The sequence below is a fragment of the Thermanaerothrix sp. genome, from assembly GCA_026417795.1.
Classification (GTDB): domain Bacteria; phylum Synergistota; class Synergistia; order Synergistales; family Synergistaceae; genus Thermanaerovibrio.
Genome location: JAOACP010000016.1, coordinates 1 through 21,218, shown reverse-complemented (window position 1 = coordinate 21,218; position 21,218 = coordinate 1). Strand labels below are relative to the sequence as shown.

At 62.8% G+C, this 21,218-nt stretch carries 22 protein-coding genes and 1 riboswitch; of the genes, 15 read left to right on the top strand and 7 right to left on the bottom strand.

Annotation, left to right across the window (positions count from 1 at the left end; translation table 11 throughout):
* Positions 1-31: 31 nt before the first annotated feature.
* The 6 genes from N2315_04940 to gmd form a co-directional block, all read right to left on the bottom strand.
* Positions 32-559 (bottom strand): HAD family hydrolase, encoded by a 528-nt coding sequence (locus N2315_04940; protein ID MCX7828541.1) that lies wholly within the window; start codon positions 557-559, stop codon positions 32-34.
* Positions 556-1,533 (bottom strand): glycosyltransferase family 9 protein, encoded by a 978-nt coding sequence (locus tag N2315_04935; protein ID MCX7828540.1) that lies wholly within the window; start codon positions 1,531-1,533, stop codon positions 556-558. The genes N2315_04940 and N2315_04935 overlap by 4 nt, the downstream gene beginning before the upstream one ends.
* 115 nt (positions 1,534-1,648) lie before the next feature.
* Positions 1,649-2,668 carry a glycosyltransferase family 4 protein gene (locus N2315_04930; GenBank protein MCX7828539.1) on the bottom strand — a complete coding sequence of 340 codons (1,020 nt, stop codon included), beginning with the start codon at positions 2,666-2,668 and terminating at the stop codon, positions 1,649-1,651.
* The gene (locus N2315_04925) at positions 2,665-3,663 is read right to left on the bottom strand and encodes a glycosyltransferase family 10 (protein MCX7828538.1); all 999 of its coding nucleotides are present in this window, start codon (positions 3,661-3,663) and stop codon (positions 2,665-2,667) included. Before N2315_04925 ends, N2315_04930 begins: the two co-directional genes overlap by 4 nt.
* Before the next feature lies 1 nt (position 3,664).
* Positions 3,665-4,609: a GDP-L-fucose synthase gene (locus tag N2315_04920; GenBank protein MCX7828537.1), complete on the bottom strand. Its 945-nt coding sequence runs from the start codon at positions 4,607-4,609 to the stop codon at positions 3,665-3,667.
* Positions 4,610-4,614: 5 nt separating this feature from the next.
* On the bottom strand, positions 4,615-5,715 hold the full coding sequence (gene gmd / locus N2315_04915; GenBank protein ID MCX7828536.1) for a GDP-mannose 4,6-dehydratase: 1,101 nt from the start codon (positions 5,713-5,715) through the stop codon (positions 4,615-4,617).
* 162 nt (positions 5,716-5,877) lie between these two features.
* Positions 5,878-5,983, top strand: a riboswitch (TPP riboswitch).
* Positions 5,984-6,112: 129 nt separating this feature from the next.
* On the opposite strand from gmd, the gene thiD reads away from it, so the two are divergent.
* From thiD to N2315_04865, 10 genes are all read left to right on the top strand, one after another.
* A complete protein-coding gene (thiD, locus tag N2315_04910; protein MCX7828535.1) occupies positions 6,113-6,931 on the top strand; it encodes a bifunctional hydroxymethylpyrimidine kinase/phosphomethylpyrimidine kinase in 819 nt (272 codons plus the stop codon).
* Positions 6,904-7,743, top strand: coding sequence for a hydroxyethylthiazole kinase (locus N2315_04905; GenBank protein MCX7828534.1), 840 nt, complete (start codon positions 6,904-6,906; stop codon positions 7,741-7,743). The genes thiD and N2315_04905 overlap by 28 nt, the downstream gene beginning before the upstream one ends.
* The gene (gene thiE, locus N2315_04900) at positions 7,737-8,378 is read left to right on the top strand and encodes a thiamine phosphate synthase (protein ID MCX7828533.1); all 642 of its coding nucleotides are present in this window, start codon (positions 7,737-7,739) and stop codon (positions 8,376-8,378) included. The genes N2315_04905 and thiE overlap by 7 nt, the downstream gene beginning before the upstream one ends.
* Positions 8,379-8,474: 96 nt before the next feature.
* Positions 8,475-9,026, top strand: coding sequence for an energy coupling factor transporter S component ThiW (gene thiW, locus N2315_04895; GenBank protein ID MCX7828532.1), 552 nt, complete (start codon positions 8,475-8,477; stop codon positions 9,024-9,026).
* Positions 9,027-9,096: 70 nt separating this feature from the next.
* Positions 9,097-10,266 (top strand): putative DNA modification/repair radical SAM protein, encoded by a 1,170-nt coding sequence (locus N2315_04890; GenBank protein MCX7828531.1) that lies wholly within the window; start codon positions 9,097-9,099, stop codon positions 10,264-10,266.
* A gap of 101 nt (positions 10,267-10,367) precedes the next feature.
* Complete coding sequence (locus tag N2315_04885) at positions 10,368-11,231, top strand: DMT family transporter (GenBank protein MCX7828530.1); 864 nt, start codon at positions 10,368-10,370, stop codon at positions 11,229-11,231.
* A 179-nt stretch (positions 11,232-11,410) separates the two neighbouring features.
* Entirely contained in the window at positions 11,411-12,190 is a 780-nt protein-coding gene (locus tag N2315_04880; protein MCX7828529.1) for a DeoR/GlpR family DNA-binding transcription regulator, read from the top strand.
* Positions 12,172-13,113 carry a 1-phosphofructokinase family hexose kinase gene (locus N2315_04875; protein ID MCX7828528.1) on the top strand — a complete coding sequence of 314 codons (942 nt, stop codon included), beginning with the start codon at positions 12,172-12,174 and terminating at the stop codon, positions 13,111-13,113. Before N2315_04880 ends, N2315_04875 begins: the two co-directional genes overlap by 19 nt.
* Positions 13,110-13,571, top strand: a complete 462-nt coding sequence (locus N2315_04870) for a PTS sugar transporter subunit IIA (GenBank protein MCX7828527.1) — start codon at positions 13,110-13,112, stop codon at positions 13,569-13,571. The genes N2315_04875 and N2315_04870 overlap by 4 nt, the downstream gene beginning before the upstream one ends.
* Before the next feature lie 150 nt (positions 13,572-13,721).
* Complete coding sequence (locus N2315_04865; GenBank protein ID MCX7828526.1) at positions 13,722-15,104, top strand: fructose-specific PTS transporter subunit EIIC; 1,383 nt, start codon at positions 13,722-13,724, stop codon at positions 15,102-15,104.
* 101 nt (positions 15,105-15,205) lie between these two features.
* Here N2315_04865 and N2315_04860 read toward each other — a convergent pair whose 3' ends face one another.
* Positions 15,206-16,429 carry an iron-containing alcohol dehydrogenase gene (locus tag N2315_04860; protein MCX7828525.1) on the bottom strand — a complete coding sequence of 408 codons (1,224 nt, stop codon included), beginning with the start codon at positions 16,427-16,429 and terminating at the stop codon, positions 15,206-15,208.
* Between the two features lie 184 nt (positions 16,430-16,613).
* Here N2315_04860 and nadA point away from each other — a divergent pair, with 184 nt between their 5' ends.
* The 5 genes from nadA to N2315_04835 all read left to right on the top strand — a co-directional run.
* Entirely contained in the window at positions 16,614-17,612 is a 999-nt protein-coding gene (gene nadA, locus N2315_04855) for a quinolinate synthase NadA (GenBank protein ID MCX7828524.1), read from the top strand.
* Between the two features lies 1 nt (position 17,613).
* Complete coding sequence (gene nadB, locus N2315_04850; GenBank protein ID MCX7828523.1) at positions 17,614-19,140, top strand: L-aspartate oxidase; 1,527 nt, start codon at positions 17,614-17,616, stop codon at positions 19,138-19,140.
* Between the two features lie 19 nt (positions 19,141-19,159).
* Positions 19,160-20,023: a carboxylating nicotinate-nucleotide diphosphorylase gene (gene nadC, locus N2315_04845; protein MCX7828522.1), complete on the top strand. Its 864-nt coding sequence runs from the start codon at positions 19,160-19,162 to the stop codon at positions 20,021-20,023.
* Between the two features lie 138 nt (positions 20,024-20,161).
* Positions 20,162-20,629 carry a YbjN domain-containing protein gene (locus N2315_04840; GenBank protein MCX7828521.1) on the top strand — a complete coding sequence of 156 codons (468 nt, stop codon included), beginning with the start codon at positions 20,162-20,164 and terminating at the stop codon, positions 20,627-20,629.
* 310 nt (positions 20,630-20,939) lie between these two features.
* Positions 20,940-21,218 (top strand): hypothetical protein (locus N2315_04835; GenBank protein MCX7828520.1); only part of this gene is annotated, 279 nt, incomplete at its 3' end.

Sequence of the window (21,218 nt, the reverse complement as noted above, 5' to 3'; positions counted from 1 at the left end):
GGCGGATTTTCCATGTTTACGTGGCTGATTTTCAAGGGCCCAAGATGAGCTCCGCCGCACCGGCAAGCCCAGGGGTCCTCAAGATAGGTCCTCTGGCATGGTAGACCGCCGAGGGAGCGTCATCGCCCACCAGTATACCCAAGGCCCCAACGTTCCAGGCCAGCTCAACGTCGCTCATCTTATCCCCCACCACGAAGGAGCGGGCGGGGTCAATCTGAAGCTCCCAACTGGCTTTTAATACCAAGCCGGGCCTTGGCTTCCTGCAAAAGCACCCCTCCATGGGGCCGTGGGGGCAGTGGAAGTAGCCGTCCAGCCGCACCCCGAAGTCATAAAGGAGCTCCTCCATCCTCCTTCTCACCATGAGATGGTCCTCCTCGGAGAAGAACCCTCGTCCTATGCCGGACTGGTTGGTGACCACCACAAGCATCCACCCAGCCTCTTTAAGGCGCCCCAAGGCTTTGGGAACGCCTGGCAGCAGCTCCACCCCCGCCGGCTCCCCCAGGTATCCCACATCCCTTATGATCACCCCGTCCCGGTCCAGGAACACCGCTCGGTTCACACCCTACCCTCCAGGACACGGGAACAGGCCTCCAACACGGAATCCACACCTATGGACTTAAGCGCCTCCAGCCTGGACCCATCGGCCTCGTCGGCGGGGTCCTCAGTAGGCAGCACGCAGACATGCCTGTTGCCCCAAGGACCGTAGCGCAGCGCCAGGTCACGCCTAGCGTATATGCCAACCGTCGGAGTCCCCACCGCGCTTGCAAGATGCAGGGGCCCCGTGTCGTTGGACACGAACAGGGAAGCCCTGGAAATAACCGCCCCTAAAACCCCAAGGGACGGGAGGGATCTTAGGTCCACTCCCCTATCACCAACACCTGATAGTATCGTCTCCCCCAGAACCATCTCATCCTGAGACTTGCCTATCACTCCAACATATAAGCCCCTACCAGCCAACCACCTGGCGACGCTTAAGAACCCATCAACGGGCCATCTATTAAACCTGGAATTAGCCCCCGGATTAAGGACCACCACCGGGCTGCGGCCCCCAAGGACGGCCTCCGCCTCCCGATGGGCCTTGGGGGTTATGTAAAACCTCATGCCCCTGGTCACCAGCGGCACCCCAAGGGTGGACATGCACCACAGGTTCCGCTCCGCCTCGTGCAGACCCTTTGGCAGCATAAGCTCCCTAATTCCCCACAGGGGAGCGTACCTAGCACCGGAGAAGAGCGGGTTAAGGCCCGATCGCAGGTCCACCACGAGATCCGGAGAGAAGCTCCTCATGTACGATATGAAACGCCACCGGCCTACTATCCCCGGGAAGTCCCGCTGGCGGTCGTACACCACCACCCGGTTCCACATGGGATCCTCCTTCACCGCCTCCAAAGCCCTGGGACCCACAAGTATGGTGAAGTCACTTTTGGGCAAAAAAAGCCGCAGGTTCCAAAGGGCCGCGGAGGCCAGCAGCATATCCCCAAGGCAGGAAAGCCCTATCACCAAAACCCGCTGGACCCTCGAAGGATCTATCCTCAATTTACGCACCCTCCCGCCGGTGTGCTTTTAAGCTCGCTAAAACCCCATGCCGCAGGACAACCTCGGCATATCCTAAAACCGCAAAACCCCGCGGGACACAACCAACGCCTTTCGGCTACAAACCTCTAAGGAGCCTTACGTAAGACTCCTCAACCTTATACGCCATCTCGTCCACCGATGGTATTACGGAGAGGTCAAAGGACTGGGCCTTGCCGTGGCGAATGAAGTCCCCCAGCGCCCCTGCCCAGGCGTCCACGTCCCCCGGGGGTACGAGAGAAGCCCCATCTCTGGCAAGCTCCATCACCGCGGGGATGCGGGAGGCTAAAACCGGCATCCCCATGGATACGGCCCGCATCAAGACCAGCCCCATGCCCTCTTCAAGGGACGGGAAGACAAGGCAGTCGCACCTTGCCATGACCTCCTCGGGCTCTTGGACAAAGCCTAAGAACCGGACCCTGGAGGACAAACCAAGCTCCTCCGCGAAGGCCCTGTACTCCTCCATCTTGGGCCCGTCCCCCACCACGTGCAAAAACCACCCCAAGTCCCGAAGCTTCCCGAGGGCGGCCAGCAGTACCTGAAGGCCCTTAACGGGGGTAAGGCGCCCCACGAAGACCAGGTGTTTTACCGCCTCGCCGCTTCCCTGCCACGAAAGTGGTGAGGGGCTAAGGCCGTTGTATATCACGTCCTTCGGCACCTTGGGAGCCACGGCGTCGAAGAAGTCCCGCACCGCGCGGCTTACGCAGATGAGACGTCCCGCCCTCCTGTAAGGGAGAAGGCCCAGGTTCCTGCTGTAGAAGCCGTGGCAAGTGGCCATCCAGGGGATCCCCGACAGGGCGGAGGCCCACCAGGAGATCCAGGCGGGCACCCTGGAATGGGCGTGCACCACCATGGCGCCCGTCCTCAACACCAGCCTGGAAAGCCTCAAGGCACAGGCGGCCCCTGAAACCGGGTTCTTTCGGTGGACATCCATTGAGACGTGGAAAGGGCCGTTTAGAAGGCCCTCCAGCGGGCCGCCGTGGGACACCACGGTTACCCGGTGCCCCATGGCGTGAAGGGCGTTCGAAAGGTACAGCACGTGCCGCTCCACCCCGCCCTCCACGAACTCCGGCAGCACCTGGATCACGTTGAGACTCACCTTAGGTCACACTCCGCCCCCAGCATGCGCTTCACCTTAAGCCGCACCCGCCGCACCATCCCCCTCAGGGTGAAGAGCTCCTCCGGCTTTATGATGACCATCCGGGGGCTGCCGCCGGGTATCTCCTTAAGCAATGACGCCATGGCGGGGAAGAAGTTGTAGCGGTTGAGCACCAGGTCCCTGGCCTTCCGCAAGGCCTCTATGGAGTCCTCGTAGAGGGAGCTTCCCAGGATCTCCCTTATCCGTTCCACCGCCTCTTTGGGTCTTTCGATGTCTATCCTGGCGAAGGACCCCTCCGGGAAGTAATCCTCCAAGTTTGGACAGCCCCAATATATGGGGAAGGCGCCCCCCAGGTACGCGTCCGCCAGCTTCTCGGACCAATAGTCGGGATACGAGGAGTTCTCAAGCACCACGTGGTACTTATAGGGCCTTATGGCATCCCGCTTACAGGGCGCCTCCACTGGACGCCCCCGGCCGAAGAACTCCAACCCCTCTATGCGGGCCTCCTCAAGGAGGGACACGAACTCATGGCGGCGGCGGTGGCAGTCCCTGCTGCGCTTGGCGGAACACACTATGGAGGCAAGACGCTCCTTGGCCGAGAAGGGGTCGTCCGCCGAAAGGGTGTCGTAGCTCTCAAGGAACCGATCCTCCCCTTGCCCCGCCAGGTTCCGGCCGTAGTGCCAGGGAAGGCTCTGCTGCCACCGTATCACCCCCGGGTGGTCCATGTTATGGCACGTCACTACCCTGGCAAACTGCTTAAGGTAAGAAGAGGGGTAGCTCTTTATGGCCGGAGGCTCGAAGGTTATTAGCACCACCTTCTCCGGGGGGCAAAGGGCGGACACCGTGCGCTTTACGTTATCAAACACCACCCAGGCGTCCGCCTCGTCGGTGTCGTCGTCGATGAAGAACCTAACCCCGTCCCACTGGCAAAGCCCCGATGGGCTCTGAAGCCTAAGGGGCCACTCCGGGAATTGGGTAGTAACCTTTACCTTCATGTCAGCGCCCCCGAATCGAATCCATGTGGTCCAAGAACCATCGATACGTGTCCTTAAGGCCATCCTCAAGGGTTATGGTGGGTTTCCAGCCCATGGAGCGTATCTTGGACACGTCGAGGAGCTTCCTTGGGGTACCGTCGGGCTTGGACCGGTCCCACAGGATGTCCCCCTCAAAGCCCACCACCCGCCTTATCATCTCCGCAAGCTGGGCTATGGGTAGGTCCTCCCCGGAGCCCACGTTCACGATCTCAGGTTCCTGGTAGCGTTCCATGAGAAATACGCAGGCGGACGCCAGGTCGTCCACGTGGAGGAACTCCCGCCTTGGGGCGCCGGTTCCCCACAGGGTCACCTCACCTCGCCCCTCCTCCTTGGCCTTATGGAACTTCCGGATCATGCCGGGGATCACGTGGGAGCTCTCCGGGTGGAAGTTGTCCCCCGGGCCGTAGAGGTTGGTGGGCATCACGGAGATGAAGGGCACGCCGTACTGCCGGTTGTAGTACTCGCACATCTTGAGCCCCGCTATCTTGGCCACCGCATAGGCCTCGTTTGTAGGCTCCAGCGGACCGGTCAGCAGGTACTCCTCCCTCATGGGCTGGGGAGCCATCTTGGGGTATATGCACGAACTCCCCAGGAACAGAAGCTTCTTCACCCCCGCGGTCCAGGCCTGGTGGATCACGTTGACCTCCACCGCCAGGTTCTCGTATATGAACTCCGCAGGATGCGAGGCGTTAGCCATTATGCCCCCCACCTTGGCGGCGGCCATGAAAACCGACCCGGGCCTGTGGTACTCCATGAAGCGCCTCACCGCCCCCTGGTCCGTGAGGTCCAGCTCCTGCCGTGTCGCAGTTATTATGCTTTCATACCCCCGGGCCTTGAGGGCCCGCACCAGGGCGGAGCCCACCAGGCCCCGGTGCCCCGCCACGAATATGGGTTCCGGCATCCGCATGTCCATCACAGCACGTCCTCCGCGGAGCGCCTCACCGAGTAACCCGCATCACGGCAGAGAAGGTCCCGCCGGGAGGCCTCCATGTCGTGGGCCACCATCTCCTTGACCAGCTCCTCCAAGGTGGTCTTAGGGCGCCAGCCAAGCACCCTCATGGCCTTTGAGGGGTCTCCCTGCAGTATGTCCACCTCCGTGGGGCGGAAGTAGCGGGGATCCACCTCCACCAGGACCTTACCGGTCCTTTCGTGGATGCCCTTCTCCTCCAAACCCTTCCCTTCCCACCGCAACGGTATCCCCGCCTCGGAGAAGGCAAGGGAGGCGAACTCCCTCACCGTGTGGGTCCTGCCGGTGGCTATCACGTAGTCGTCGGGCTTCTCCTGCTGCAGCATGAGCCACATGGCCTCCACGTAGTCCCTGGCGTGCCCCCAGTCCCTCTTGGCGTCCAGGTTCCCAAGGTAGAGCTTGTCCTGAAGGCCCAGGGCTATCCTGGCGGCGGCACGGGTTATCTTCCGGGTCACGAAGGTCTCTCCCCGCAGGGGGGACTCGTGGTTGAAGAGGATGCCGTTGCAGGCGAAGATGCCATAGGCCTCCCGGTAGTTGACGGTTATCCAGTACCCGTAGAGCTTCGCCGCCCCGTAAGGGCTTCGAGGGTAGAAGGGGGTGGTCTCCCGCTGGGGCACCTCGCAGGCCTTGCCGTAGAGCTCGCTGGTGGAGGCCTGGTAGAACCGGCAGGAACGTTCCATGCCAAGTATCCTCATGGCCTCCAGGATCCTCAAGACCCCTATGCCGTCCCCGTTGGCGGTATACTCCGGGGTCTCGAAGGACACCTTTACGTGGCTCTGGGCCCCGAGGTTGTATATCTCGTCGGGCTGTACCTCCTGAAGGACCCTTATTATGCTGGACGAGTCGGTGAGATCCCCGTAGTGGAGGATGAGGCGCCGGTTCTCCACGTGGGGGTCCTCGTAAAGGTGGTCTATTCTTCCGGTGTTGAAAAGGGAGGACCGGCGCTTTACGCCGTGCACCTGGTACCCCTTGGACAGGAGGAACTCCGCCAGGTAAGCCCCGTCCTGCCCAGTTATGCCGGTTATCAAAGCCTTCTTCGGTTTCAACTTCCACACTCCATTCGATCAAGGCAAAGTCAACGCCCATGATACGCCATCACGGGAAGTCAAGTCCATAACCGCCTTTGGGCTTCGTCTTCCGGCCTTGACCTAATTGAGGTTAAGGGGTATTAAATTACTTAAGCCAGCCAAAGGCTGATGCCTTTCATAAAAGCTTTCCGGGGGAGCCCCAAGGGGCTGAGAGGAGGGCATGGGCCCTCGACCCCAAGAACCTGATCCGGGTAATGCCGGCGTAGGGAGCGAAGGATGATCCTTACATACCCAAGGGGGCGAAAGCCCCAAGGCCTCTTCCCTCTTTCCTGCTCGCAGCGGCGCGTTCAGGCTTCTTAAAAAGGGTTCCCCGGCGAAGCAAGGCGGCAAATCCGTCTTGAAGGGGTGATCTTCGTTGTTTCGAGGAGTGGCTTTGACCATAGCGGGCAGCGACTCCGGCGGCGGGGCGGGCATCCAGGGGGACCTCAAGACCTTCATGGCCCTTAAGGTGTTCGGCACCTGCGTCATAACCGCGGTTACCGCCCAGAACTCCACGGGGGTGTTCCACGTGGAGAACCTGTCGGAGAGGTCCGTGAGGGAGCAGATCCGGGCGGTGCTGGAGGACTTCCCGGTGGGGGCGGTGAAGATAGGCATGCTGTCCTCCAGCACCACCATAGAAGCGGTGGCGGATGAGCTGCATGGTTTCCGGGGGCCCATCGTGCTGGACCCCGTAATGGTGTCCCAGAGCGGACACAGCCTCATGGAGGCGGGGGCTGAGAGGGCACTTAAGGAACGGCTCATCCCCATGGCGGACCTCATAACCCCAAACCTTCCGGAGGGGGAGCGGCTGCTCAACCTCCCAAGGGGATCCCTTACAAGCCGGGACATGCCCCAGGCGGCGTCCCGCCTCATGGAGCTGGGGGCCAAGGGGGTTCTGCTTAAGGGAGGACACCTTACGGGGGACGGGATACTGGACGTGCTGGTTACGCAGCAAGAGGCGGTGATGTTCGAGGACCTGCGGATAGACTCGGCCAACGACCACGGCACCGGCTGCGCCTTAAGCAGCGCCATAGCGGCGGAGCTGGCGGCGGGAAGCGATCTGAAGACCGCGGTCACCAGGGGGCGGGAGTACGTGAGGAACGCGATCCTCTGGGGGAAGGCCTTCGGCAAAGGGCACGGGTGCCTTGGGCACCATGTGAGGATGCCATGGACGGAAACGAGCTTAGAGGGATAGCCCTTGAGGTGGCCCGGCGGTCCCCGCTGGTGCACCACGTCACCAACCGGGTGGCCTCGGCGCTGCAGGCCAAGGCCTGTTACGCCCTTAAGGGAAGGGCCATCATGACGGACCTGCCGGCGGAACTGCCCGAGGCCTCCGCCATGGCCCAATCGGGGCTAATCAACCTGGGCACGCCGGCGGAGCACTCGGAGAGGGCATACCAGCTGGCGGCAAAGCTTTTCAAGGGGCAGCGGAAACCCTTTCTACTTGACCCGGTGGGGTGTTCTTCCTTTGAGGGGCGGCTCCGCGTGGGGCTTAGCCTTTGCCACTCGGGGCCGCAGGTGGTGAAGGGCAATTACGGGGAGGTCCTGGCGCTGGCGTGTGGCAGGGTTTGGGAGCCCTCGGGGGTTGACGCGGCCCAAGGTAGGATGGACGCGCAAGAGGCGCTGAAGCTGGCGCTGGAGCTGTCCAATAGGTTTCGGTGCTGCGTGGCGGCCACCGGCGAAGCCGACGTGGTGGCCTTCGATGGGAGGGGGGCGGTGATAAGCGGCGGAAGCCCCATGGGGGCCGCGGTGCCGGGGCTTGGGTGCGCCTTGGGATCCGTCATGGTCTGCGCCATGGGGGCCAATGTAGAGCCCTACAGGGCGGCGGTGTGGGGATGCGCCCTCTTCAAGGCCGCCGCCCAGTGGGCCCAATGGACAGCGCCTGCCTCAGGCCCCGAGGGTTTCCTTAAGCACGTGCTGGACTTCCTCTTCCTGTGCCATCACGGGGCCGGGGAAGGGTCGGAAGTGGAGAGCGCCCTTGAGAGACTGGAGGTGGTGGAATGCTAAACCAGTGGGATCTGTCCCGGAAGCTGGCGGTATACGGAATCCTGGACTCCTCCCTGGGGGAGCCCCGTAAGATCGTGGACCTAGCCCTTGAGGCCGCCTCCAAGGGGGTGAAGTCCCTTCAGCTTCGCTGCAAGGGCCTTGACGGGATGGACGTGTACCGGATCGCCAGAGGCCTCGTGGAGGCCTGCGGCCCCCTGGGCTGTCTCATCCTGGTGAACGACCGGCTGGACGTGGCGCTGGCGGCTAGGGCCCAGGGGGTGCACCTGGGGCAGAGGGACCTCCCCATAGGGGAGGCCCGGCGGATAGCCCCGGAGGGTTTCATCATCGGGGCAACCGCCAGGATCCCGGAGGACGCCGCAAGGGCGGAACTAGATGGGGCCTCATACATCGGAGCCGGCGCCGCCTTCCCCTCCCCCACCAAGGACGACACGGTGGTCATAGGGCCCCAAGGCATAGCCCGGGTGGCGCGGGCGGTTAAGATCCCCTGCGTGGCCATAGGGGGGATAAACGAAGACAACGTGGCGGCCCTTAAGGGGGCGGGGGTTGCGGGGATAGCCATGTGCGGAGGGCTCTTCGGGCCTTTTGGCGTGAGGGAAGGGGCGGTGAAAGGGGCCCTCACGGCGGTAAGGGGCTGATGTTAACCCACCGGGGCTATTATGCGCTGCGGTCAGGGGCAGAGGAAGCCCCGACTCAGAGCTGCTATAGAATTAAGACAAGGGGAGGATTGTTCCATGAAGGTAGATGAGGGGCGTAAAGTTCTCAGTTCCCCCGCCACAAAGCGCCTTGCCGTTGCGGGGCTCCTGGCGGGGACGGCGGTTGCCCTTTCGGGGTTTTGGTTTCCCTTAGGCCCCGCCAAGTGCTACCCCTTTCAGCATGGTATTAACGTGCTGGCGGGAGTTCTCCTGGGGCCCTGGTGGGCGGCGGGGTGCGCCGCCGCTGGGAGCCTGCTCAGGGTGGCCTTGGGGACCGGCACCCTCTTCGCCTTTCCTGGAAGCATACCCGGGGCGATCATGGCGGGGATTGGGGCGAGGCTCCTAAGGCGCCCCATCGGGGCGGCCGTCTTCGAGATGATGGGCACATGCATAGCCGGGGCTTACCTGGCCTCCGCCTTCGTGGGGCCCGCCATGGGGAAGGACGTGCCATTTCGATTCCTCGCCCTGGGGTTCGCCGCCAGCAGCGTGCCGGGCTCCATCCTGGGGGCATTAACGGCCCACGTGGTCCGCAAGAGGGGCTTCCTTGATCCTTGCGGAGCTTACGAAGACAAGGGGGCTCAAGCCAATTGATTGACATCATCAAAGGCAATATAATTACATAGAGATACCAACAAAGGGGGGCTCGAGGAAGCTGGACAGGATGGAGAAGCTCAAGATCCTAGGCGAGTCCGCCCGGTTCGACGCCTCCTGCGCCCCCGTGAGGGAGAGGCACGAGGCGGGCCTCGTTCCGGGGGTATGGCTCGCCAACCGGTGCCGGGTGCTGAAGGTGCTGATGAGCAACCGGTGTGCCTACGACTGCGCCTACTGCGTGAACCGCGCCAGCGCCCCGGTGCCCAGGGCATCCTTCGAGCCCCGGGAGCTGGCGTCCATCTTCGAGGATCTGTTAAGGGGCGGTGTGGTGGAGGGGCTGTTCCTCAGCTCCGCGGTGGATATCTCCCCCGACAGGACCATGGAGAGGATGCTGGAGGCCTTAAGGCTCATCCGCCGTGAGATGGGCTTCGGGGGTTACGTGCACGCCAAGGTGATACCCGGCGCCTCATGGGGTCTCATAGGACAGCTCTGTTCCCTGGCCACCCGGGTGAGCGTGAACCTGGAGGTGCCGCGGGACGACATGCTGAAGCTGCTGGCCCCTCAGAAGGAGGCTCCCGCCATACTGGGGCCCATGGGGAAGGTGGCGTCCATGGCGGAGGAGCTGAAGGCCCTGGGGCAGTTGAAGGGGGGGCAGACCACCCAGATCATCCTAGGGGCGGGGGACGAGACGGACCGGGAGGTGCTTTCCGTGTCACACGCCCTTTACCGTCGCTTCAACCTCCGCCGGGTCTACTACTCCGCCTACGTGCCGGTGATCCAGGACCAACGGCTTCCCCACAGCCCGCCGGACAGGCTGCGGGAGCTCCGGGCCTATCAGGGGGACTTCCTCATCCGGGATTACGGCTTCACCCCAAAGGAGATACTGGGGGACCGGGAGTTCCTGGACAGGGATCTGGACCCCAAGACCGGCTGGGCCCTGAGGAACTATCATCTCTTCCCGTTAGACGCCAACCGGGCGGAGGTGGAGGAGCTCATGCGGGTCCCGGGCATAGGCCCCAAGGGGGCCATGGCCATGGTAAGGGCAAGGCGAGCCGGAGCTCTGCGGCGGGAGGACCTACGGCGGCTTGGGATCCGCTCGTGGCTTGCCCCCCTTTTCCTGTCCTTTAGGGGTCGCGATGGCACCCCACCTTTGGAGGATCCTCGCTCCATACGGCGTCTTATAATCGAATCCAAGGCATCCTCGGGCAGGTTGTTCCCAGCGGAGGAGGAAATGGCTTAGAATCCCCCCAATCGGTCCCAACGAGGGGGCGAGGGCTTGTGCACTAGCCCAACATCAAGATGACCAGCGGGGCCCCATGGGCCCGTTAGGGGGGTATTTTTATGGCATCACCGGGCCTTCGGGGGCTCGTATGGCTCAACCTGGCGGTGGCTCTCTTCGGCATGAGCGGGGTGGCGTCCTCCTGGCTCGACATGCCCTCCTGGTTCGTGACCATAAGCCGGTGTCTTATCTCGTCCGCTTCCCTCTTTCCGGTTCTCAAGCTCCTTAAGATCCCCCCCATAAAAGGACGGGACCGCCTTTGGGCCGCCGGGGGCGGGGCCATATTGGCCCTGCACTGGTGGAGCTTCTTCCAATCCATAAGGGTCTCTTCCGTGGCGGTGGGGACCTTTGCGTTCGCCTCCTTTCCGCTCTTCACCATGGGGTTGGAGGCCCTTCTTGGCATCTCAAGGCCCTCCGCCAGGGATCTTATCTTAGGCGGCGGCATCCTGGCGGGCATAGGGGTCATGGCCTCGAGCCGGGGCTTGGGGGGGTTGAGCCTTGCGGGTATCCTCTGGGGCCTTACGTCCAGCGCCACCTTCGCGGGCCTTGCGGTCCTCAACTCCCGGCTGGTGAAGGGCAACAACCCCTTCCGGGTGGCATGCATCCAACAGTGGTGGGCCTTCCTGCTCCTATCCCCGGGGCTTCTCTTAAACCCAACGCCGGCGATGACCCTGCCCAAGCTCTTGGGGCTACTATCCATGGGGGTCCTCTTCACCGCCCTGGCCCACGGGCTATTCATAGCCTCCATGGGCACCGTGAGCCCCTCCAAGGCGGCGCTGGTCTCCGGCCTGGAGCCGGTTTACGCCACCGCTCTTGCGATGATGCTTCTTGGGCAGACGCCATCCACCGGAGAGGCCGTAGGCGGGGCCATGGTGCTGATCTTCGCCCTTGCCGCAACCGCGGGGAACACCAGAAAAGAACAATAAAAGTCAAGCTCTACTCACTCCATTTGTATCCTTCAAAGGCCTAAGGGGAAGGGGAAGACGTGGTCCTGGGGCCACGAAACCACGAAAAACCCCCTCCCCTCTTGCTTTATGTCCCGAGGGGGATAAAATAATCAAAAACGTTCAACATCAATCAAATTCAATCAAAGGGAGGTGGCGCCTTGCTGCCGGAGGAGCGCCGGGCGGCGGTGCTTGCCCGGGTAAACCTGGGGGCCACGTCGGTGGCCCAGATAGCCCGGGAGATAGGGGCATCGGAGGCAACGGTTAGGCGGGACCTCAGGGACCTTGAGGAGCGGGGGCTCATAAGGCGCACCCACGGAGGGGCGCTGCCCGCGGGCTACGGGGCGGAGCTGTCCTTCAAGGAGAAGCGCATAAGGAACCTGGAGGAGAAGCGGGCCATAGGCCGGGCGGCGGCGGAGCTGGTCCGGGACGGGGAGCGGGTATTCATAGATTCCGGCACCACCACCCTTCAGGCGGCCCGGTGCCTTGCGGGCAGGCGGATCACGGTGGCCACCAACTCCCTGGACGTGGCGCAGCTCTTCATGGCGGACCCGGCGGTGGAGCTTTGGGTGATAGGGGGGATCATGCGGAAGGGCCCCCGGTCCCTGGTGGGGTTCCTGGCGGACCTGAGCCTTGAGAATCTGCGGTTTGACGCGGCGTTCATAGGGGCCAACGGAGTGGATCCCGAATTTGGGGCCAGCACTCCAAACCACGAGGAGGCAAACACCAAGCGTCTCATGCTGAAGGCGGCGGGCCGTTCGTACCTCTTGGCGGACCACACGAAGCTCAAGGTTCAGACCGGGTGCCGCATGTTTCCCCTGGAGGATCTGGAGTGTCTTGTAACCGACTGGGGGGCTAGGGAAGAGGACGTAAGGGACCTGGCGTCCCTCGTGCCGGTTATCCAGGTGGCGGAGGACCTCACATGGAAGAGATGGGGATAGCCACGGTTACCCTCAACCCCGCCAAGGACAGGACCGTCTTCGTCCATGGCCTCAAGGTGGGGGAGGTAAACAGGGCACAAAGCGACCACGTGGGGGCCGCCGGGAAGGGCATAAACGTGGCCTCCTTCCTGGGGGACTACGGCCACCGGGACGTCACTGCGCTGGGGATCATGGGGGAAGAGGACCTTAGCTTCTTCATGGAGTCCCTTCGCAAGCGGGGCGTACGGGGGTGTTTCACCGTAGTTCCGGGCAGGGTGCGGGAGAACATAAAGGTGTCGGACCTTCTGACCCACGCCGTGACGGACATCAACCTTCCGGGCCTCAATTGGCGGCCCTGGATGCTGGGGTCCATCGAGGACGCCATCAGGGGGTGTGGAGCATCGGTGGTGGTGCTGTCCGGGAGCCTGCCTCCTGGGTGCCCTAAGGACACGTGGGCGCACCTTACCAGGTTCGCAAAGGATCTGGGCAAAAGGGTGATCGTGGACACCAGCGGGGAACCCCTGCGGCTTGCCCTTGAGGCCCGTCCCCACGGGATAAAGCCCAACCTTAAGGAGCTGTCGGAGGTCTTAAGCCTCAAGGAGGGCCCCGGCGAAATCCTGGAGGCGGCGGTGGAGCTCCGGGAGGCGGGGATCTCGGTGGGGGCCCTGTCCCTTGGGGCGGAGGGGGCGTTGTTCTTCTCAAAGGACGAGACCCTGCTCGCAAGGCCCCCCAAGGTGGAGGCCCTCACCACCGTGGGGGCGGGGGACGCCATGGTGGCCGCCATGGCGCTGGGGATGGCTGGGGGGATGACCTTAAGGGAGACCGCCTCCCTTGGGGCCGCCTTCGCCATCTGCGCCATAACCAAGCTGGACCCGCCGAGGGTGGAGCCCCATAGGGCCATGGAGCTCGCAAGGCGGATAAAGATATCGGAGGTGGGAGCATGATTGGGGAGCTGTTAACTGCGGGCAGGGTTCTCCTGGACCTTAGGGAGAACCGGAAGGACCTGATCCTGGAGCGTCTTGGCCAGGCGTTGCGGAGGGACGGGATCGTCACGGATCTTAAGGGGTATCTTGCGGACGTGGCAGATCGGGAGGCACTGGGCACCACCGGGGTAGGGCACGGGGTGGCTATCCCCCACGCCAAATCCTCCCACGTGGCGCGTCCTGGGATCGCCATGGGCAGAACCATTGAGGGCGTCGACGTGGGATCCCTGGACGGCACGAAGGCCAGGATATTCTTCCTCATCGCGGTGCCTAAGGAAGACCACGGGGAACACCTCAAAGCGCTTTCCAGCATAGCAAGGCTTCTCATGCACCAACGCTTCCGGGAGGGGCTTCTGTCCGCCTCTTCCTCGGAGGAGGCTTACGGTTTGATCTGCCAGATGGAGGGAGAGCTGGACTAGGGGAAGGGGCAGATGCCCCACGCCGGCGAAGCCGATGGTTGGACGAGGCCTTTAAGTTTCATGAGTCCCTCCGGGTTGGCGCCCGCAAGATACAAAAATACAAACTAGATGGCTGTTTATCAGCCCCAAGACGAACGGGAGGTGGCTTTCATGGCTAAGATAGTGGCGGTAACTTCCTGCCCCACCGGCATAGCCCACACCTACATGGCGGCGGAGGCGTTAAAACTGGCCGCCAGGGAGATGGGACACGAGATAAAGGTGGAGACCCGGGGATCCGCAGGAGCGGAGAACCTTCTAAGCGCCGAGGACATAGCCCTGTCGGACGGGGTGATCATAGCGGCGGACACCAAGGTTGAGAAGGACCGCTTCCACGGCAAGCGGGTGCTGTCGGTATCAACCGGGGAGGCCATAAAGGACTCCAAGGGGCTCATAGAGCGGCTGTTGAAGGAACCGGTCCCGGAGGAGAAGGCCAAAGGCGGCGCGGGGCATAAGGAGGCCCCCCAAGCCCAGACCCCGGCGAAAGCTCCAGCCAAGGGGGTATACAAGCACCTCATGACGGGGGTTTCCTACATGATACCCCTGGTGGTGGCCGGCGGGCTCTCCATAGCCGTTTCGTTCGCCTTCGGCATAAAGGCCTTCGAGCAGGAGGGCACGTTGGCGTGGGCGCTGATGAAGATAGGCGGCGGCGCGGCCTTCGCCCTCATGGTTCCGGTGCTCTCCGCGTACATGGCCTACTCGATCGCGGACCGTCCCGGCCTGGCCCCCGGCTTCATAGGCGGCATGCTGGCAAGCCAGATAGGCTCAGGCTTCCTTGGGGGCATAGCCTCGGGGTTCATCGCGGGCTACAGCGCCCTGTTCATATCCCAAAAGGTACGGCTGCCCAAGGGTCTTCAGGGGCTGATGCCGGTTCTGGTGATACCCCTTATTTCCTCCCTCATCACCGGACTGCTCATGCTCTACGTGGTTGGGACCCCCGTAAAGGCCCTCATGGACGCCACCACCGGGGCTTTAAAGGGCATGAGCGCCTCCAACGCCGCCTTGCTGGGACTGCTCCTTGGGGCCATGATGGCCTTTGACATGGGGGGCCCCATAAACAAGGCGGCGTACACCTTCGCGGTGGGGCTTCTAGGGAGCGGCTCCTTCGAGCCCATGGCGGCGGTGATGGCGGCGGGTATGACCCCTCCGCTTGGGATAGCCTTGGCCTCCATGATCTTCCCCGGCAAGTTCTCGGGGGAGGAGCGGGAGGCCGCGAAGGCCTCGGGGGTGCTGGGCCTGTCGTTCATCACCGAGGGGGCCATACCCTTCGCCGCGGCGGACCCCATAAGGGTCATCCCCTCAATAATGGCGGGTTCCGCCCTGGCGGGGGCGCTTTCCATGGGCTTCCACTGCACGCTGAGGGCCCCCCACGGAGGCGTCTTCGTCCTCCCCATACCAGGAGCGGTTGGGAACCTCGGTATGTACGCCCTTTCCATAGCCTTGGGCGCAGGCCTCACCGCGGTGATGCTTGGGGTCCTCAAGTCCCCAAAGGAGTAGCCCAAAGGTGAGGACAGCCCAGGGCCTCCGGGACGACCGGGGGCCCTGGGCGTTTTAAGGAGGAGACGAGGGAGCTTTAAGCGTTTTTTGCGTTTTTTGCGCTACCTTAAGACAGAGGAGGACCTTAAGGGGCTCAAGGAGCACCGGTAGATGTCCTCGATCACCTGGTCCGTGGCCTTCACCGGCGCAAGGCTCAGCAGGGTATCAAGGGACGGGGTGGTCTTGGCCAGGTGGACCAGCTTGGACACGTGCTCCTCCCCGAATCCCTGGTCCGAGAGTTTGTGGGTCACGCCCACGGAGAAGAGCCACTCCTCCAGCCCCTCCGCGGCCTTCACGGCCTCGCTTGGGTCGCCCTCAAGGCCCGGCACTATGGGGGCGAGCACCTCCGCCAACACCTGGGCCCTTACGGGGTAGATGTTCTTCACCACCCCGGGCACTATCATGGCAAGCCCAAGCCCGTGGGGAAGCTCCGGCTTCACCGCCGACAGGGGATGCTCAAGGGCGTGGGTGTAGTGCAGAAGCCCGTTGTCGAAGGCCACGCCGGCTATCATGGAGGCGTAAAGCAGGTAGTAGCGAGCCTCCAAGTCCTTAGGGTCCTCAAGAGCCTTGGGCAGGTACTCCGCCACCAGCCGCACGGTCTCCTTGGCCAGGAGGATGGAGTAAGGGCTCGCCGCCACGGTGGTGCAGGCCTCTATCACGTGGTTTAGGGCGTCGATGGACACGTACCGGGTCTGGTCCTCCGGAAGGCCGGTCATGAGGGACGGGTCGTCGATGGCGAACAGGGGATATATGCAGTCGTAGGCGATGGCGGGCTTGTACTCCTTCTCCGGAATGCTCACCACCGCGAAGCGGTCCACCTCGGTGCCGGTGCCGTGGGTGAGGTTTATGGCCACCACCGGCGCCGCCTTCAGCGGGGTGAACTTGAGCTCGTACAGGTCCCTAGCGGTCCTGTCCTTGTACTCCATCAGTATGGCGGCGCTCTTGGCGGAGTCTATGGGGCTCCCTCCACCTATGGCCACCACCGCGGTGGCCCCGAACTCCCTGGCCATCCGGGCCGCCTCGTCCACCGAGTCCACGGTGGGGTTGGGGGTTATGCGGTCGTAGTGCACGTAGGTCATCCCGTGCTTCTCAAAGGCCTTGAGCACCTTCCCCCAACAGGTCCTGTAGGAGGACCTGCCGGACACCACCAGCACCTTCCGGTGCCCCATGGACGAAAGACTCTCCATTATGGGGTCCACCTTATCTATGGCCCCCACGCCCAGGTAACAGGTGGTCCTGGTCCTTATCTCCTTCACGTCATATATGGAGTTGTTCTTCTCCCACAACTCGGACACCCCCAAACTTTTGGTTTATATAGTAAGCATTGTTCCTTTTTTCACTCTCTCTTCGGGCCATACTCTACTCCGTTTCTCAAATATGTCAATCCCACCCGGGGCACCCTGGGGTATCCGACAATCCCGGCGGGTGTGCTATTATGTAGCAAAAATGGGCCTTTTTTTAGCATTTGTAATGCAAATCACAAGCTCCTCGCAGCTGAAACCGCGGCGGCGGGGGGAAAAGCCTCAAACTCAAAAATCCAAAAGGAGACCGGAGGAAATGGATCTCAACGAAGTAAGGTCCGAAATCCTTCGCCTCAAGGAGGCGAAGGGGGCTGTAATCCTGGCCCACAACTATCAGATCCCACAGGTGCAGGACGTGGCGGATCTGGTGGGGGATTCCTTTCAGCTGAGCCGGGCGGCCGCCAGAACGGACCACCGGATCATCGTCTTCTGCGGCGTAAGGTTCATGGCGGAGAGCGCCAAGATCCTCTCCCCCAACAAAAAGGTGCTCCTGCCGGAACCTGCGGCGGGATGCCCCATGGCGGACATGGTGGCGCCAGAGGACCTGCGGCGCCTCAAGGAGAAACACCCCGGCGTGCCGGTGGTCTGTTACGTCAACACCTCCGCGGAGGTCAAGGGGGAGTGCCACGTATGCTGCACCTCCTCCAACGCCTCCAAGGTGGTGCGCTCCCTCAACGCAAGAGAGGTCATATTCGCCCCGGACCGAAACCTGGCCCGGTACGTGCAAAAAGCGGTGCCGGAGGTGCGGATAATCCCCTGGGAGGGCTTCTGCCCCACCCATGAGCGCATGACCCGGGAGCAGGTGGAGGCGGCCCTTTCGGAGCACCCTTCCGCGCTGTTCATGGCCCACCCGGAGTGCCCCGAAGAGGTGGTGCAGATGGCCCACTTCGTGGGAAGCACATCCCAGATGCTTGACTTCGCCGCCTCCTCCGACGCCATGGAGTTCATCGTGGGCACCGAGGAGGGGATGCTGCACGGGCTTAAAAAACGCTGCCCCCACAAGACCTTCCACACCCTCTCCCCCGCCCCGGTGTGCCCCAACATGAAGCGCACCACCCTTTCCTCCATACTCCGTTCCCTCAAGGAGGAGACCCAGGAGATAATCCTGCCCCAGGACACCATAGACCGGGCCAGGGCCTCGCTGGAGCGGATGCTGGAGGTGGTATGACGTGAGATACCTCTCCCCCTTCGAGGGGGAACCCACGGACCGCAACCGCTTCGACGTCATCGTCATAGGCGCCGGCGTGGGGGGTCTGTTCGCCGCCCTGAACCTGCCTTCCTCCCTGAAGACCGCGGTGGTCATGAGCGACCTGCCGAAGGACACCAACAGCGGCTTAGCCCAGGGGGGCATCGCCATATGCCAGGGCCCAGAGGACGAGGAGTCCCACGTGCAGGACACCCTAAGGGCCGGGTGCGGCCACAACGACCCTGAGGCGGTGCGTCTCATGATTCGGGAGAGCTCCCGGATAGCCCAGGATCTCGTGGCTTTGGGGGTCCAGTTCGACCGGGCCCCCGACGGCTCCCTGAAGCTCACCCGGGAAGGGGGGCACTCAAGAAACCGGATCCTCCACGCCAAGGACTCCACCGGCGCTGAGATCGTGCGGGCCCTGGCCAAGGCCGCGGAGGGCCGGGAGAACCTCACCTTCTTCGGCAACGCCTTCGCGGTGGACATAATCACCGACCAGTGGGGGTGCGCCGGGGTGGCGGTACTGCTGGGGGGAAATGCCGGGTGCCTCTTCGCAAGGCACGTGGTGGTGGCCACCGGCGGCATAGGCAGGCTCTACGAGCGCACCACCAACATGCGCTACTCCTCCGGGGACGGCATAGCCATGGCCATGAGGGCCGGCGCCCTTGTGGAGGACATGGAGTTCGTCCAGTTCCACCCAACGGGCCTCTACTCCCCCTCATCCCAGCAAAGCTTCCTCATATCCGAGGCGGTGAGGGGGGAAGGGGGCATACTGCGATCCCCAAAGGGGGAGCCCTTCATGAGGGACGAACACCCCCTTAAGGACCTGGCGCCCAGGGACATAGTGGCCCGGGCGGTGACAAGGCAGATGATGAAACACCGCTCCCCCTTCGTTTACCTGGACGTCACCCACCTGGGGGCTGAATTCATAAAGGCCCGCTTCCCCAACATCTACCGCCGATGCCTCGAAGAGGGCGTGGACATGACGAGGGACTGGATACCGGTGCGTCCCGTGGCCCACTACCTCATGGGGGGCATATCCACGGACCTATGGGGCAGGACCTCCGTGGAAGGCCTCTACGCCTGCGGAGAGGCCGCCAGGACCGGCGTCCACGGGGCAAACCGCCTGGCCAGCAACTCGCTCCTTGAGGCCCTGGTGTTCGCCAAACGAATAGCCGAGGTGATACCCAACACCCCAAGGCCGGGCCTCCTTCCCCGCTACATCGGCAAGGCGGCCGCCTGCCAGGGCAAGGACTTCCCGTGGGACCCCAAGGAGGCGATGGAGCGTATACGGCGCATCATGACCGAAGGGGCCTTCGTGATACGCACCGCCCAAGGGCTTACCCAAGCCCGCAAGGAGCTGGAGGGGATGCTGAGCTCCGCCATGGGGTCGGAGCTGTCCTCAACGGACCACTTCGAGGTGGTGAACATGATCCAGGTGGCCCTTTCGGTGGTGGAGGGAGCCTTAAGCAGGCCCAAGTCCCTTGGAAGCCACTGGATGGAGGGGTGATGGATAAGTGATAAAAACCTTGAAGCCGCATTACAACTGGTTTGAAGTCGACCGTATAATCCGGCGGGCCCTAATGGAGGACATGCCCAACGGGGACATAAGCACCGCCTGCGTGATCACGGGCCCGCTGTCCGCAAGGGCGCTTCTCACCGCCAAGGCCCAGGGGGTGGTGGCGGGCCTTGAGGTGGCCGCCAGGGTCTTCTCAACCCTGGACGAGGGCGTTAAGATCCGCTTCCTCGTGAACGACGGGGACGCCGTGAACCCCGGCACGGACCTGATGGAGGTCGTAGGACATGGGGGGGCCATGCTATCCGCCGAGAGGACCGCCCTCAACCTGCTCCAGCGGATGAGCGGCATAGCCACCGCGGTAAGGCGCTTCGTGGAGGCCCTTTCGGGATTCCCCGTCAGGGTGACGGACACCCGCAAGACCGCCCCGGGCCTAAGGAGCCTTGACAAGGCGGCGGTGCTGATCGGCGGAGGGCGGAACCACCGGTTCTCCCTGTCCGACGGGGTGATGCTGAAGGACAACCACATAGCCCTGGCGGGGGGGATCGAGAACGCCGTGAGGATGGCAAGGGAACGGATACCCCACACCATGACCATAGAGGTGGAGGTCAAGACCCTTTCCCAGGTGGAGGAGGCCCTAAGGGCCAAGGCGGACATCATCATGCTGGACAACATGACCCCCGAGGACATGGCAGAGGCGGTGAAGCTCGCCAAGGGCAGGGCCGTCATCGAAGCGTCGGGGAACATGACCGCGGAGAGGGCCCTTAAGGCCGCCATGGCGGGGGTGGACGTGATCTCCGTAGGCTCCCTCACCCACTCGGTCGCCGCCATGGACATAAGCATGAACATCACCGGCATAATACAAGGCAACCCTTAAGGCGCTTCACGGCATTACGAGGACTCCTCCTATCCCCAAGCGCTGGAACGTGCTATCATGCCCCACAGGGAACACATTCTACCCGGCGATTCCCAAGGGCAGCCCCATGGGTTCCGCCGGCAGGGGGGGCGATTTAACGTGAGAAATCTCCGCTATCCGATGGTCTTGCTCGCGTTGCTGGTTTCGGCGGCTTCAATCCTCATCCCGTGCACCGCCAGGGCGGGGAGCGGCCCCCAGGACCTGGTTTACAAGATAACCAGGGAGGAGCTCGTCAAGATAATGAAGCAGGACGGATACTCCGCGGACCTCGACAAGGACGGGGACATCATCTGGAAGCTGGAGGGGTACAACGCCCTGGTGCTCACGCCCAACGACAGCAGCATAGAGTTCTACATAGCCTTCGCGGAGAGCAAGGCCACCATGGAGAAGATAAACGCCTGGAACATGAACCGACGGTACTCAAGGAGCTACATGGACGAAAAGAAACAGGCCTGCCTTGAGCTCGACCTGGACCTGGAGGGAGGGGTCACCAGGGACCGCATCAGGGACTTCCTCAAGACCTGCAGGGAGTCCTTCGTAACCTGGTACAAGGAGGTTTTAATGTAACCCCTCAAGGCTTGACACGACGCCAAGGGGGGCATATCATCGACCCATGATCACGTTGCGCAGATCTCTTAACCTGATTCTCATCGACAATAACTCCCTTTGGTGGCGGTGGCCTTAAGGCCGCCGTCCACCTTGGGTTTTGCTCCAGCAAATCCTTGAGGGGGGCCGCGGCGATCCCGCGGTCCTCCTCTTTTTTGAGCTCCAAGGAACAGCTCATTCGAGTAGGGGGCCGCGGGGGAAGATCCCGGCGGCCCCCTCTTTTTTAGGGATTCCACGGGGAAACAAACCAGTTCGAGAGGAGGAAGGCAAGATGAGGAAGACGAACCAGGCGGAGGAGACCAGGGTTTTGGACGGGTACTTCGGCCCTTACGGAGGGGCCTTCGTGGACCCGTCGGTGGCGGAGCGTCTTGGGGAGCTGGAGGAGGCCTTCAAGGAGGCGGTGGGCGACCTAGGATTCCAGCGGGAGTACCGGGAGCTGCTCAAGCACTACGTGGGGCGTCCTTCGGCGCTCACCATATGCCGGAACCTATCAAGGCTCTCGCCGGGAGGAGGTAGGATGTACCTCAAGCGGGAGGACCTCAACCACACC